Below are 13,744 nucleotides of genomic sequence, written 5' to 3'. Positions count from 1 at the left end.
CGATTCTGCCCGCGATAGTAACCCATCTGCGGGGTGGCTGTCACAGTTGGCGCAAGGATCGCCGGCCGAAGGCGCTGCCGCCGGGACGTTTAGGCAAAATTCCATCGCGATTGTTGATTAAGAATCAATACTGTTGTGTCTGTCGTCACGTTTTTACTTGCCTGGCCAGCGATTACACTCTCGTTCAGCAAGCTGTTTTTGCGCACCGCAGCGGAAAACGGCATCTATCTTAACTCTGACGGGAGACGCAAAAGATGAGCAATATCCTGATTATCAACGCTAAAAAGCAATTCGGCCATTCCAACGGCGAACTCAACCAAACCCTGAGCGACGTGGCGGAAAGCTTCCTGCGCGATCTGCAGCACGAGGTGCAGGTCACGGTGGTCGACGACGGCTATGACATCGAAGCCGAAGTGCAGAAATACCTGTGGGCCGATGCGGTCATCTATCAGATGCCGGGTTGGTGGATGGGCGAGCCGTGGATCCTGAAAAAATACATCGACGAAGTGTTCACCGCCGGCCACGGCAGCCTGTACGCCAGCGATGGCCGCACCCGCTCCGACGCCGCCAAGAAGTACGGCTCCGGCGGCCTGATTCAGGGCAAAAAATACCTGCTGAGCCTGACCTGGAACGCCCCGCTCGAAGCCTTCACCGATCCGAACCAGTTCTTCCACGGCGTCGGCGTCGACGGCGTTTACCTGCACTTCCACAAGGCCAACCAGTTCCTGGGGATGGAAGCCTTGCCGACCTTTATCTGCAATGACGTGATAAAACAACCGGATATCGAAACGGACATCGCACGTTATCGCGAGCATCTGGCGGGAATTTTTGCTTAACTGGCAGCGAAGGGCTTAACCAACGAGGTAATGATGATCACCGTAATCGCAGAAATCAAAGTCAAACCCGGCCACCGCGCCACCGTGTTACAAGCCATTGAAAAACTGGTGCCGCTGGTGCTGGCGGAAGAAGGCTGCGGCGAATACACGCCGATGGTAGACAGCCACACGCAGGCTCCCTGGCAGAAACTGTCGCCGGATTCGGTGTTTATGCTGGAAAAATGGCAAAGCCAGGCGCATCTGGAAAAACACCTGCAGATCGACCATATGCTCAAGCACCGCGAAACCATCAAGGACTACGTGCTGGGCACCGAGATCTACGTGCTGGAAAACGCGCTGTAATCCCTTCAGAGGCCCTCTGCGGCCTCTGGCGGCTCTCCCTCAAGGCGGGCGCTGACGTAGTCGAGAAAACAGGTGAGGCGCGCCGCCAGCTGGGCGTCGTGGTAATACACCGCGTTGATCGGCTGGCGCACGTCCAGCGTCTCCCGCACCAGCAGCGGTACCAGCCGGCCCGCTTCCCGATCGCGGCGGGTCATGAAGTCCGCCAGTTGGACAATGCCCGCCCCGCGCAACGCCAACTCACGCAGCGTCTCCCCGCTGGAGGCCGAGATCGTCGGTTCGATGGCGAAATACCGCGCCTGCCGGTAACGCAGCGGCCACTGGTTCAGCGATTCCGGGTAGGTGAATCCCAACAGGCAATGGCGGTGCAGATCTTCCACGCCGCGCGGTTCGCCATGCCGTTGCAGGTAATCCGGACTGGCGAGGATGCGCAACCGGCTGTGCCCCAGCAGGCGCGCATGGAGCGTGGAGTCACGCAGCGCGCCGATGCGGATCGCGATATCGGCGCGTTTCTCCAACAGGTCGATATTGCGATCGTCGGTGTCCAGCTCCAGCTCAATCTGCGGATAACGACGGCGGAACTCCGCCACCATCGGCACCAGCACGTGCGCCATGAAAGGGGCGGCGGCGTTGACCCGCAGCCGACCGGCGGGCAGCTGGCGCCGCAGCGCCATCAGTTCTTCGGCCTGATCCACCGAACGCAGTATTTCGCGCGCAGGCGCCAGGAAGCTCTGCCCTTCTTCGGTCAGGCTCAGGCGACGCGTAGTGCGGCGCAAGAGCGTAGCGTCGAGTTTCGTTTCCAGGCGGCTGAGTGCGCGGCTGACGCCGGAGGTGGTTTGGCCGAGCCGATCGGCGGCGGCGGTGACCGAACCGCTGTCGACCACCGCAGTGAACGCCAGCAGCTCTTCGAGGGTGATCTTCACGCGGTTCGCCCCAGGTTGACGGGCGCCGCATGCAACGCCCTGCGGGAAAGCAGGCCCGGCGTTTCACCGGGCCAGGGTCAGGCTCAGACCGCCAATTCGGCCATGTCGCCCTTGTCTTGCAGCCAGTTGCGGCGATCTTCCGAACGCTTCTTGGCCAACAGCATGTCCATCACCGCCAGCGTCTGATCGACGTCATCCTCTGCCACCGTCAGTTGCACCAGACGGCGGGTGTTCGGATCGAGGGTGGTTTCGCGCAGCTGCAGCGGGTTCATCTCGCCCAGCCCTTTAAAGCGCTGTACGTTCGGCTTGCCCTTCTTGCGCTTCAGCTGTTCCAGCACGCCGGCTTTCTCTTCTTCATCCAGCGCGTAGAACACCTCTTTACCGAGATCGATACGGTACAGCGGCGGCATGGCGACATAGACGTGGCCGCCTTTCACCAGCGAACGGAAGTGGCGCACGAACAGCGCGCACAGCAGCGTGGCGATATGCAGGCCGTCGGAGTCCGCATCCGCCAGGATGCAGATTTTACCGTAGCGCAGTTGGCTGAGATCTTCGCTGTCCGGATCGATGCCGATCGCCACGGAAATGTCGTGCACTTCCTGCGAGGCCAGCACTTCGTCCGAGGAGACTTCCCAGGTGTTCAGGATCTTGCCCTTGAGCGGCATGATCGCCTGATATTCACGATCGCGCGCCTGCTTGGCCGATCCGCCCGCCGAGTCCCCTTCCACCAGGAACAGTTCGGTCATGGCCAGATCCTGCGAGGTGCAGTCCGCCAGCTTGCCCGGCAGCGCCGGCCCGCTGGTCAGCTTTTTGCGCACCACTTTCTTGGCGGCGCGCAGGCGGCGCTGGGCGCTGGAGATCGCCAGCTCGGCCAGCTGTTCCGCCGCCTGAACGTTCTGGTTCAGCCACAGGCTGAAGGCGTCTTTCACCACGCCGGAAACGAAGGCCGCGCACTGGCGCGAGGAGAGACGCTCTTTGGTCTGCCCGGCGAACTGCGGATCCTGCATCTTCACCGACAGCACGTAGGCACAGCGATCCCAGATATCCTCCGCCGACAGCTTCACGCCGCGCGGCAGAATGTTGCGGAATTCGCAGAACTCGCGCATCGCGTCCAGCAGCCCTTGACGCAGGCCGTTGACGTGGGTGCCGCCCTGCATGGTCGGGATCAGGTTGACGTAGCTTTCGGTCAGCAGCTCGCCGCCTTCCGGTAGCCACAGCAGCGCCCAGTCCACCGCTTCGGTGTCCCCGGCGAAATTGCCGACGAACGGCGCTTCCGGCAGGGTAATCAGGCCGTTGACCGCTTCCATCAGGTAGTCGGTGAGGCCGTCCTGATAGCACCAGCGCTGTTCGGTGTTGTTCACCTTGTCGATGAAATAGATCTCGACGCCGGGGCACAGCACCGCTTTGGCTTTCAGCAGGTGAGTCAGACGCGACACCGAGAAGCGCGGGCTGTCGAAGAACTGCTCATCCGGCCAGAAGTGCACGCTGGTGCCGGTGTTGCGTTTGCCGCAGGTGCCGGTCACCGTCAGATCTTGCACCTTGTCGCCGTTTTCGAAGGCGATGCCGTAGACGTTGCCGTCGCGGCGCACGTTGACTTCCACCCGCTTCGACAGGGCGTTGACCACCGAGATCCCCACGCCGTGCAGGCCGCCGGAGAACTGGTAGTTTTTATTCGAGAATTTACCGCCGGCGTGCAGCCGGCACAGGATCAACTCAACCGCCGGCACGCCCTCTTCCGGGTGGATGTCCACCGGCATGCCGCGGCCGTCGTCGATCACTTCCAGCGACTGATCGGCGTGCAAAATCACGTCGATGCGCTTGGCGTGACCGGCCAACGCTTCGTCGACGCTGTTATCGATCACCTCTTGGCCGAGGTGGTTTGGGCGCGTCGTGTCGGTATACATGCCGGGACGACGGCGCACTGGTTCTAGACCGCTGAGTACTTCAATGGCATCAGCGTTATAGCTGGATTGAGTCATCGTTGATTATTTTTTCGTGGTTAAAGGGAGGTGCCGGAACGGTCCGTCAGACCGCGTTTAGCCCTAAAAAATCCACAATCTGGGGGAAGTAGTGCTCGAAACCGACGAAGGCGTGGTTTCCACCCGACTCCACCGTTTGCCGACACGCGGTGTAATACGCCACTGCCTGGCCGTAATCGAGAATTTCATCGCCCGTTTGCTGCAGCAGCCAGATTAAATCCGGCGACTCCAAGGGATCGATCTGCATCACTTTCAGATCGTAAACGTGCCGAGACTCTAACACATATTGCTGGCCGGTGTAGGGGTTCTCGTTGGCGCCGAGATAGTCGACCAGCAGCTCAAACGGCTTGACCGCCGGGTTGACCACCACCGCCGGCAGTGAAAAACACTGCGACAGCCAGGTGGCGTAATAGCCGCCCAGCGATGAACCGACCAGCCCGAGCGTTTGGCCGGCGCGCTCCAGCACCATATTCTCCAGCATCTCGGCGGCCTCCGCCGGAAAGGCCGGCAGTTGCGGCACCAGCATTTCGATATCGGGATGGTGCTCGGCCAGCCAGGCCTTGAAGGCCACCGCCTTGGCCGACTGCGGCGAACTGTTGAAACCGTGCAGGTAGAGCAGTGTCGAAGGCATCAGTATCCATCCGAGTCCATATCGGGGCGGAAATCGTCGTTTTCCAGGCGGAACACCTGCGTCTCGACGCGGCCGTCCGGCAGCAGATCGAGGTAGCGCCAGCCGGGGGAGACGTCGTCAATGGTGAAGTTCGTGCAGTGCGGCTTGAATTGCACGCAGGTGGACGGCGTCGCCAACAGGCGTCGGCCCTGCCATTCCAGATCCAGATCCTGGTGAATGTGCCCGCACACCACGGTATTCACTTTCGGATAACGCAGCAGGATCGCGCCCAGCATATGCGGGTTGCGCAGGCTGTGCTGATCGAGCCAGGTGCAGCCGGAAGGCAGCGGATGATGGTGCAGCAGCAACAGCGTATAGCGCTCGGGGTGAGCCTGCAGGCAGCGCTCCATCCACTCGAGCTGGTATTCGCTCAATTCGCCGTGCGGCACGCCGAACACCTGGCTGTCCAGCATCAGCACCTGCCAGCTGTCGCCCAGCAGCACCTGTTTGGAAGGCGCGATGCCGGCGGCGGCCAATGCATCGACCATCGCCGGTTGAAAATCATGGTTGCCCGGCAGCCACACGCAGGGAGCCGGCAATTGCGCGATGCCGGCGGCGAAGTGGCGGTAGGCCTCTTGCGAATGATCCTGCGCCAAATCTCCCGTGGCGACGATCAAATCGACGTCGCGGCGCTGCGCCTGGATGGCGTCCAGCACCGCGTGATAGCTGCGATAGGTATTGATGCCGAGCAACGTCTCGTGTTCGCCGGCAAAAAGGTGGGTATCTGTTATTTGTAGAATCCTGACCGCGGTCCCACTCGCCACGGGCAGTTTAAACAGGCTTTCCAAATGGTGTCCTTTGTTATTTCAGTCTGTCTAACAAACCGGAACCGCCATCGCTCCATGCGCCAAACAGTAGCGCAGCCAATCAGCAAGAAACTGGTTAATTTGATGCTTTTCGTCGCGTTGATGCAACTTTTTATTAGGATAATCATAACGCGCTTTAAAGCGATAGATCTGCTGACTGGAACACACTTCCGCAACCATGGCGTCATGGTACAGCCGCACCGTCATCGCGGGCAGGCTCCAGTAGCTGACCGCCGGAAAGATCTGCTCGATCTCCACCAGCGACGTGTAACGCGTGGACTCAACGATGGTCAAACGATAGCCGGCGCCGTTCACCTGATAAGTCACCGTTTCGCCCGCTTCGTCGTTGCGCGGCAGCAAGCGGCGCAATTGCGCGAAGTTGGTTTCGCACAATCTCATCATTTCGGGGAAATCAGGGGTATAGCGCTGTTTCATTAGTTGGCCCACTCTTTTCTCAACGATTCATGGTGCAACGCCAGCCATTGCAATGCAATCACTGATGCGGCGTTATCGATCGCGCCCTCCTCAACCCAGCGGTAAGCCTGCTCACGGCTGACCACGTGGACGCGGATATCTTCATGTTCTTCCGCCAGGCCGTGGATGCCCTCGGCGGTACCGGCGTCCACCTCGCCGACCATGATCGACAGACGTTCGCTGGTGCCGCCTGGGCTGGCCAGGTAGCTCAGCACCGGCTTGCAGCGCCCGACCACCACGCCGGCCTCCTCCTGCGCTTCGCGGCGGCACACGTCCTCGACGCTTTCGCCGGTCTCGATCATACCCGCCACCATTTCCAGCAGCCAGGGCGAATGGCTGGTATCAACCGCGGCGATGCGCAGTTGTTCAATCAGCACAACCTCGTCGCGCACCGGATCGTAGGGCAGCAGCACCGCCGCATGGCCGCGTTCAAAAATTTCACGCGTGATTTCAGGGCTCATTTCGCCATTGAACAACCGATGGCGAAACCGGTATAAATTGAGTGAAAAAAAACCACGGTACAGCGTCTCGCGTGCAATAATTTCTACATCTTTTTTCTCGAAAGTAACGGGCGACGGCTGCGAACGGTTCATGCGCGAATTCTCCTGCTTGAGTATGCCGATAAAATAATCGGTTTTGATGACAGAAACAGCGGGACTCTCCGCCGCGGCTTTATGTTAGGCTGTTTTCCGCCGCCGGATGCGGCACGTTTGTGCGCTCGCAGGTAATAGCGGGAAACAATCCGGATTGTCAGCCATAATATCAGCTGCAGTCGACCCGGGCAGTACGCCAAGGTAAATGGGCGGTCTGAAAGGTAAAAGTTACGTGAGATGGCACATTCAGCCACCTGATGCGTACCCCAGACTCTGCTAGAATCGGCAACTATTTCGTCTATCGTCAGCGCTAACATAGCAATATTGCTGCACAACAAGGAATGCAAATGAAGAAACTGCTCCCCCTTCTTATCGGACTGAGCCTGGGCGGCTTCAGTGCAATGAGCCAGGCAGAGAACCTGCTGCAGGTCTACAAACAGGCCAGGGAAAGTAACCCGGATCTGCGCAAAAGTGCTGCTGACCGCGACGCCGCATTCGAAAAGATCAATGAAGCGCGCAGCCCGTTGCTGCCGCAGCTCGGTTTGACCGCAGGTTACGATTACACCAACGGTTATCGTGACAGCAATGGCGTTAACAGCAACGTGACCAGCGGTTCGTTGGCGCTGACGCAAACTATTTTCGACATGTCGAAATGGCGCCAGCTGACGCTGCAGGAAAAGACCGCCGGCATCTCCGACGTCACCTTCCAGACCGCTGAGCAGCAGCTGATTCTCAACACCGCCACCGCCTACTTCAATGTGCTGAAGGCGATCGACACGCTGTCCTATACCCAGGCGCAGAAAGATGCGGTATACCGCACGCTGGATCAAACCACCCAGCGCTTCAACGTGGGCCTGGTGGCGATCACCGACGTGCAGAACGCCCGCTCGAACTATGACACCGTGCTAGCGGCGGAAGTCTCCGCCCGCAACGATCTGGATAACGCGCTGGAAACGCTGCGCCAGGTGACCGGGGCCTTCTACCCGGAGCTGGCCTCGTTGAATACCGATCGCTTCAGTACCCAGCGCCCGGAAGCGGTGAACAACCTGCTGAAAGAAGCGGAAGCGCGCAACCTGAGCCTGCTGTCCGCCCGTCTGAGCCAGGACCTGGCGCGCGAGCAAATCCGCGCAGCCCAAACCGGCTATATGCCGACGATTGACGTCAGCGCATCAACCGGCATCAGCAATACCAAATACAACGGCTCCAACACCGGCGGCGCGAATGCCGCACGCTACAGCGACTCCGATGCGGGCCAAAATAAGGTCGGCATCAGCTTCAACCTGCCGCTGTACAGCGGCGGCGCGACCAACTCGCAGGTCAAGCAAGCGCAGTACGGCTTCGTCGGCGCCAGCGAGCAGTTGGAAAGCTCACACCGCAGCGTGGTGCAGACCGTGCGTTCGTCGTTCAACAACGTTAACGCCTCGATCAGCAGCATCAACGCCTACAAACAGGCGGTGATCTCCGCGCAAAGCTCCCTGGACGCGATGGAAGCCGGTTATCAGGTCGGTACCCGCACCATCGTCGACGTGCTGGACGCCACCACCACGCTGTACAACGCCAAACGTCAGCTGTCCGACGCGCGTTATACCTATCTGATCAACCAGCTGAACATCAAGTCGGCGCTCGGCACGCTGAACCAGAACGATTTGCTGCTGTTGAACGGCGCGTTGGGCAAACCGGTGTCGACCGCACCTGACGCCGTGGCGCCGCAGAATCGCGCGCAGGACGCCTATGCAGACGGCTATCAGGACAATGCGCCGATGCAGCAAACCGCGGCGCCGGTACCGGCGGCCACTCGCGCATCCGCGCCGGCCGTTACCACCAGCCAACCGGCTCGCAACAGCGGCAACCCATTCCGCAACTGATGCGCGCACATTGATAAACACGGGGTTCGGCCTGCGCCGCGCCCCGTTTTTTTTGCCTCGGTTTCACCACTTCTGCCCGCCGTCTCACAGCCGCCGCCACGTCAGGTGGTATCATCGTCACTCTCGTTTTCGCAGTCTGGATGAGGTTCGATGGACAACGATTCACGCTGGCAGCGGCTGATTAACGACGGCGAACTGCCGCCGCCGCTGCGCCCGGCACAGGCGGTTTACGCCTCCTGGCTGCGCTGCCGCAGCCTGATGCAGCCCGACGTCTGGCAAGCACCGCACCGCGCTCAGGGCGCCACCTTCGAATCGATTTGCCGCCGCAAGAACGATCTGCTGACGCTCGGCCAGGCGGCGCTGGAAGACGCCTGCGAGTACATGGAGCCACGTCGTTGTCTGTTGATGATCCTCGACGAGAGCGGCTGCATGCTGTGGCGCTGCGGCGACGCCCAAACCTGGGAACATTTACAGCAACTGGGGTTCGCCCCCGGCGCTTACTGGGCCGAAGGGCAGATCGGCACCAACGCCCCGGCGCTGGCGGCAACGGAAGGCCACCCGGTGCGGGTAAGCGGCGGGGAGCACGTGCGCCGGGCGCTGCACGGCTGGTCGTTCTGCGCTACGCCGGTCTACGACAACAGCGGCCGCCAGCGCGGTTCGATCGCGCTGGGCTGTCTGTTGGCCGACTGCGCCGCCGGCGATCTGTCGCTGACGCTGGCCATCGCCCGCGAAATCGGCAACTCGCTGAACGCCGACGGCCTGCTGGCGGAATCCAACCGCCATCTGAATCAGCTTTACGGCCTGCTGGACGGCGTGGACGACGGCGTGATGGCTTGGGATCACCGCGGCTATCTGCAATACATCAACCAGCGCGCCGCCGCCCTGCTGAAGCTGGACGAGCAGCAGAGCCAGGGCAAACCGCTGGCGCAGCTGCTGACGCTGCCCGCCCTGCTCAAGCGCGCTATCGCCGACCGGCAGCCGCTGCAACACGTCGAAGTCACCTTCGAAAGCCAGCGGCAGTTTATCGCCGCCCTGCTGACGCTAAAGCCGATTTTCGACGGCGATCGCTGTAGTTTCATCGCCCTGCTGCACCCGCTCGAGCGGCTGCGCCAGTATGTCAGCAGCCAGTTGGGGCGCGTCAGCCACAGCTTCGAGCAAATGCCCTCCGCCTCGCTGGAGATGCGGCGGCTGATCCGTTACGGGCAGCAGGCGGCCAAAGGCCAGCATCCTATCCTGCTGCGCGGGGAGGAAGGGATTGGCAAAGAGCAGCTCAGCCAGGCTATCCACAACGCCGGCGAACGCGCCGCCGGGCCGTATATCGCCCTCAACTGCCAGCTGCTGCCGCAGGCGCAGGGGCTGCGTGAACTGCTGGGCAGCGACGCCAACGAAGAAGAGGCGGGCCAGCTGAGTAAATTCGAATTGGCCAACGGCGGCACGCTGTACCTCGAACAGATCGAATACCTGCCGGCGGAGATGCAGTCGGCGTTGCTGCAGGTGCTGAAAACCGGCGTGGTGATCCGCCTCAATTCCAGCCGGGTGATCCCGGTCGATGTCCGAGTCATCGCCGGCAGCGCCGCCGATCTGCCGCTGCTGGTGCAGCAAAACCGCTTCCGCCGCCAGCTGTTTTACAGCCTGCAAGCCTTCGAGATCCAGATCCCGCCGCTGCGCCAGCGGCTGAGCGATATTCCGCTGCTGGTCAAACACCATCTGCGCGCGCTGGAGCAGCATTTTCAGTGTCGCTTTCGGGTGGATGACGAAGTGATGGCCCAGCTGGCGCTCTACCTGTGGCCGGGCAACGATTTGGAACTGAAAGGGGTGGTGGAGCGCGCGGCGATGATCTGCCACGGCCACCACATCCAGCTGGCGGACCTGCCGGCGCACCTGCTCGGCCAGCCGTCGCTGCTGGAAAGCGATCCGCAGCCCGGCGCGCCGCTGCTGACGCTGACGGACATGGAGCGCCAGGCGATCCTGCGCGCGGCGACCGTCAGCCGCGGCCAGCTGACGGAAATGGCGCAGCTGTTGGGCATCGGCCGCACCACCCTGTGGCGGAAGATCAAACAGCACGGGATCGACATCCGCCAGTTCAAGCTGCGCGCCTGAACGCCTAGTGGCTGAGCTGCAACACCCCGCGCGCGGCGTCCAGCATCGCCTTCTGCCCGCTGCGGGTTTTGCTCAGGCAATCCTGCATGCCGACCACCATCGGCATGCCCATCGCCTTCGCCAGAATGGCGCTGTGCGACAGGGCATTGCCGCCGCTCAGGCAGATGCCGAGCACCAGCCGCCTGTCGAGCATCACCACCTCCGAAGGCATCAGTTCGTCCATCACCAGTATCGACGGCTCTGCCAGCGCAATCGTCGGTAACGGCAGCCCCTGCAGATGGCACAGCGTGCGGCGCAGCATGTCGCGCACGTCCAGTTCGCGCGCCCGCATATAGTCGTCATCCAGCTCGCGGTACTCTTCGGCGATCGCCTCCAGCACCTGTCGCCAGGCCTGCTCGGCGTTGCACAACTGCTGCGCGATGCGGGTGTACGCCGCCTGCTGCAGATCCGGATCGTCCAGCAGCATGCTGTGGGCGCCGAAGATCGCCGCCTGCGGCTTGCCGATCAGCGTGCCGGTGCGTTCCGCCAGCCGGTTCAGATCGCTCAGGGTGTGCTGCAGCGCCTCACGCAGGCGTTGCTGTTCGCCCAACACCTCGTCCGCGCCAATCCGTCGATCGGCGGTTGGCGGCCAGAAGCTGTGGGCCTGGAACACCGGCCCGCTGGTGACGCTTTCCGCCACCGGGATACCGTGCAGCGAAGGCTGCTGCCGCTCGGAGACCGTCTCGCCGAAATGCTGTTCCGCCAGCGCGTTGAACGCCGCCAGCGCCTCGTCCGCCTGCGCGCCGTCGGCGATCAGGCGAATAGTATCGCCGTGGCGCACCTGCAGCAGCGCCAGCTGATTGAGGCTGCGCGGGTCGACGCACTGCCCCTGCTTTTCCAGCACCAGCTCGGCCTTGAACGGCGCCAGCGTCTCGACCAGCCGCGCCGCCGGGCGCGCGTGCAGCCCGTGCGGGTTCTGCACCGTCCAGGTTGCGCTTTTGCCCTGCGCCAGCGGCAAAGCCGCGCTTTTCGCGGCCGGCGAGCCTTCGCCCAGCTGCGCCTGTTTGGCCTGCAGCGCGCCCTGCGCCTCCGCCACCACCTGCTCCAGCGAGGCACCGGAGTTGGCGGCCACCACCGCCGCCAGCGTGCCTTCGACCAGCGGCGCCGCACACAGCCGCACTTTGACAGCCACGTCCGGATCCAGCAGATCGAGCGCGGTTTCGGCGCTGAGCAGCGCGCTGCCCAGATCCATCAGCACCAGAACGCCGTCGCCGTCGGCGACCGCTTCGATCGCCTCCATCACTTTGACGGCGTCCGTGCCGATCGGGTGCTGCTCGTCATCCACGCCCGCCGCCAGCGCCAGTTTGCAGCCGTCGCCGCGCATCATCTGCCGCGCCAGTTGCTCAACGCCGCGCGCCAACAACGCGCTGTGCGAAACCACCACGATATTAATCATCTCGCCTCCTGCTAGCTGCCGGCGACCTCGGCCAGCGTTTTCATCATCAACATCACCGAAGTGGCACCGGGATCCTGGTGGCCGATGCTGCGCTCGCCCAGGTAACTGGCCCGCCCCTTGCGCGCCTGCATGGTAATGGTGCTCTCCACCGCCCGCTCGGCGCTGTCGGCGGCGCGCTGCAACGCCTCCGCCACGCTCAGGTTCTGCTGCGCGGACTGCCCGAGGCTTTCCACTACCGGCCACCAGACGTCGCACATGGTCTTGTCGCCCGGCTCCGCCTTACCGCGCATCACCACGCCTTCAACCCCCTCTTGCATCATTTGATGCAGCTCCGCCAGATCCAGGCTTTGCTTGGCGTTCGCCGCCTGCGCCGCGCGGATGAAGAAGGTGCCGAACAGCGGGCCGCTGGCGCCGCCCACGCTCGACAGCAGCGTCATGCCGGTGTTTTTCAGGATGAAGCCGATATCTTTGTCCGCCACCGACGGCAGCTTTTCCACCACCTTGTTGAAACCGCGATTCATGTTCAAACCGTGGTCGGCATCGCCGATCTCGGTGTCGAGCCGGGTCAGAAAATCGCGCTCCCGGCTGAACACCTCGCCGCAACGCATCAGCCAATCGACAACCTGTTGTTTGGTCAACGCCATGATTCCTCCTCAGCAACCCCAACGCAGCGCAGGCGTTTTCACCGGCGCATCCCACAAGGACAACAGCTCGTCGTCCACGTTCAACAGCGTGATGGACACGCCCTGCATATCGAGCGAAGTGCAGTAAGAGCCCACCAGATTGCGCTCAATGATGATGCCCGCCTCGGCGCAGCGCTCCGCCAGCCGATGGTATACGCCGTACAGCTCAGACAGCGGCGTGGCGCCCAGGTTGTTGACCAGCGCGATCGCCCGATCGCCGCGCGTCAGCGGCTGCTTGGTCTGCATTTCGTCGCGCCACTCGCCCTGCTGACGATCCCAGACGCGGATCGTGCGCTGATAGTGGCCGTGGTCGATCAGCGTATGGAACATGTCGTCCACCGCCGCGTTCAGCGTGGTGAACGGGCGGCGCGCAATGCCCGGCTCGCCGTGAATGCCGACGCCGAACTCCATTTCGTTCTCCGCCAGGGTGAACGACGGTTTGCCGGCGGCTGGCACGGTACAAGCGCCCAGCGCGATGCCGATTGAGTGCCCGTGGTTGTTGATGCGATGCCCTAACGTCACCACGCTGTCCAGATCGTCGCCGCGCGCCGCGGCGGCGCCCAGCAGTTTCTCCATCAGCACGGTGTTGGCCACCCCGCGCCGCCCGGCGGTAAACAGGCTGTCTTTGACCGCCACGTCGTCATCCACCAGCACCGTCGCCACCGCGACACCGCTGTCGTGCAGCAGCTCGGTGGCGGTTTCGAAGTTGAGCACGTCGCCGGTGTAGTTCTTGATCAGCAGCAGCACCCCGGCGCCGCCGTCGATCGCCTGACCGCACTCGTACATTTTATCCGGCGTCGGCGAGGTGAAAATCTCGCCCGGGCAGGCGCCGTCGAGCATCCCTTCGCCGACGAAACCGCAGTGCATCGGCTCGTGGCCGCTGCCGCCGCCGGACAGGATCGCCACCTTGCCCGCCACCGGCGCGTCGGCGCGGGTCACGAACAGCGGATCCGCGTGCACCAGCAGCTCGGGATGGGCCTCCGCCAGCCCCTGCAACTGCTCTTCCAACACCGACTCGACCTGATTAATCAGTTTTTTCAC

General features: G+C 62.5%; 13 protein-coding genes. 4 read left to right on the top strand and 9 right to left on the bottom strand.

The genetic code is table 11. From position 1 onward, the window contains the following. Positions 1–254: 254 nt before the first annotated feature. Together ACJ8PI_RS17725 and ACJ8PI_RS17720 are read left to right on the top strand one after the other, a co-directional pair. Positions 255–836 carry an NAD(P)H-dependent oxidoreductase gene (locus ACJ8PI_RS17725; protein WP_039569311.1) on the top strand — a complete coding sequence of 194 codons (582 nt, stop codon included), beginning with the start codon at positions 255–257 and terminating at the stop codon, positions 834–836. Positions 837–869: 33 nt separating this feature from the next. Continuing rightward, entirely contained in the window at positions 870–1,178 is a 309-nt protein-coding gene (locus ACJ8PI_RS17720; RefSeq protein ID WP_033638602.1) for a putative quinol monooxygenase, read from the top strand. Positions 1,179–1,183: 5 nt separating this feature from the next. Here the strand turns inward: ACJ8PI_RS17720 and ACJ8PI_RS17715 are convergent, their stop codons facing one another. From ACJ8PI_RS17715 to nudF, 6 genes are all read right to left on the bottom strand, one after another. Beyond that, positions 1,184–2,098, bottom strand: coding sequence for a LysR substrate-binding domain-containing protein (locus tag ACJ8PI_RS17715; protein ID WP_039569315.1), 915 nt, complete (start codon positions 2,096–2,098; stop codon positions 1,184–1,186). An 83-nt stretch (positions 2,099–2,181) separates the two neighbouring features. Beyond that, on the bottom strand, positions 2,182–4,077 hold the full coding sequence (gene parE, locus ACJ8PI_RS17710) for a DNA topoisomerase IV subunit B (protein WP_025304305.1): 1,896 nt from the start codon (positions 4,075–4,077) through the stop codon (positions 2,182–2,184). Positions 4,078–4,123: 46 nt separating this feature from the next. After that, positions 4,124–4,708: an esterase YqiA gene (gene yqiA / locus ACJ8PI_RS17705; protein WP_025304306.1), complete on the bottom strand. Its 585-nt coding sequence runs from the start codon at positions 4,706–4,708 to the stop codon at positions 4,124–4,126. Further along, positions 4,708–5,535, bottom strand: coding sequence for a 3',5'-cyclic-AMP phosphodiesterase (gene cpdA, locus ACJ8PI_RS17700; protein WP_079656808.1), 828 nt, complete (start codon positions 5,533–5,535; stop codon positions 4,708–4,710). Before cpdA ends, yqiA begins: the two co-directional genes overlap by 1 nt. Before the next feature lie 27 nt (positions 5,536–5,562). Beyond that, on the bottom strand, positions 5,563–5,988 hold the full coding sequence (locus ACJ8PI_RS17695; RefSeq protein ID WP_004937244.1) for a DUF1249 family protein: 426 nt from the start codon (positions 5,986–5,988) through the stop codon (positions 5,563–5,565). Continuing rightward, positions 5,988–6,620, bottom strand: coding sequence for an ADP-ribose diphosphatase (gene nudF / locus ACJ8PI_RS17690; protein WP_033649068.1), 633 nt, complete (start codon positions 6,618–6,620; stop codon positions 5,988–5,990). The genes ACJ8PI_RS17695 and nudF overlap by 1 nt, the downstream gene beginning before the upstream one ends. 347 nt (positions 6,621–6,967) lie before the next feature. On the opposite strand from nudF, the gene hasF reads away from it, so the two are divergent. Both hasF and dhaR read left to right on the top strand, forming a co-directional pair. Further along, a complete protein-coding gene (gene hasF / locus ACJ8PI_RS17685; RefSeq protein WP_033649067.1) occupies positions 6,968–8,485 on the top strand; it encodes a multidrug efflux transporter outer membrane subunit HasF in 1,518 nt (505 codons plus the stop codon). A 150-nt stretch (positions 8,486–8,635) separates the two neighbouring features. Beyond that, complete coding sequence (gene dhaR / locus ACJ8PI_RS17680) at positions 8,636–10,585, top strand: dihydroxyacetone kinase operon transcriptional regulator DhaR (RefSeq protein WP_164097513.1); 1,950 nt, start codon at positions 8,636–8,638, stop codon at positions 10,583–10,585. A 4-nt stretch (positions 10,586–10,589) separates the two neighbouring features. Here dhaR and dhaM read toward each other — a convergent pair whose 3' ends face one another. From dhaM to dhaK, 3 genes are read right to left on the bottom strand one after another with little or no spacing between them, the layout of a single operon-like run. After that, entirely contained in the window at positions 10,590–12,020 is a 1,431-nt protein-coding gene (dhaM, locus tag ACJ8PI_RS17675) for a dihydroxyacetone kinase phosphoryl donor subunit DhaM (protein WP_049212938.1), read from the bottom strand. Between the two features lie 11 nt (positions 12,021–12,031). Continuing rightward, complete coding sequence (gene dhaL / locus ACJ8PI_RS17670; RefSeq protein WP_033636066.1) at positions 12,032–12,664, bottom strand: dihydroxyacetone kinase subunit DhaL; 633 nt, start codon at positions 12,662–12,664, stop codon at positions 12,032–12,034. Positions 12,665–12,673: 9 nt separating this feature from the next. Further along, entirely contained in the window at positions 12,674–13,744 is a 1,071-nt protein-coding gene (gene dhaK, locus ACJ8PI_RS17665) for a dihydroxyacetone kinase subunit DhaK (RefSeq protein WP_033649064.1), read from the bottom strand.

Origin of the sequence: Serratia sp. CY82433 (assembly GCF_052166535.1) — a bacterium.
In the GTDB taxonomy this organism is placed as follows: domain Bacteria; phylum Pseudomonadota; class Gammaproteobacteria; order Enterobacterales; family Enterobacteriaceae; genus Serratia; species Serratia sarumanii.
Note: the sequence above shows the minus strand (reverse complement) of the source record. Positions and strands in the feature narration are given on the sequence as shown.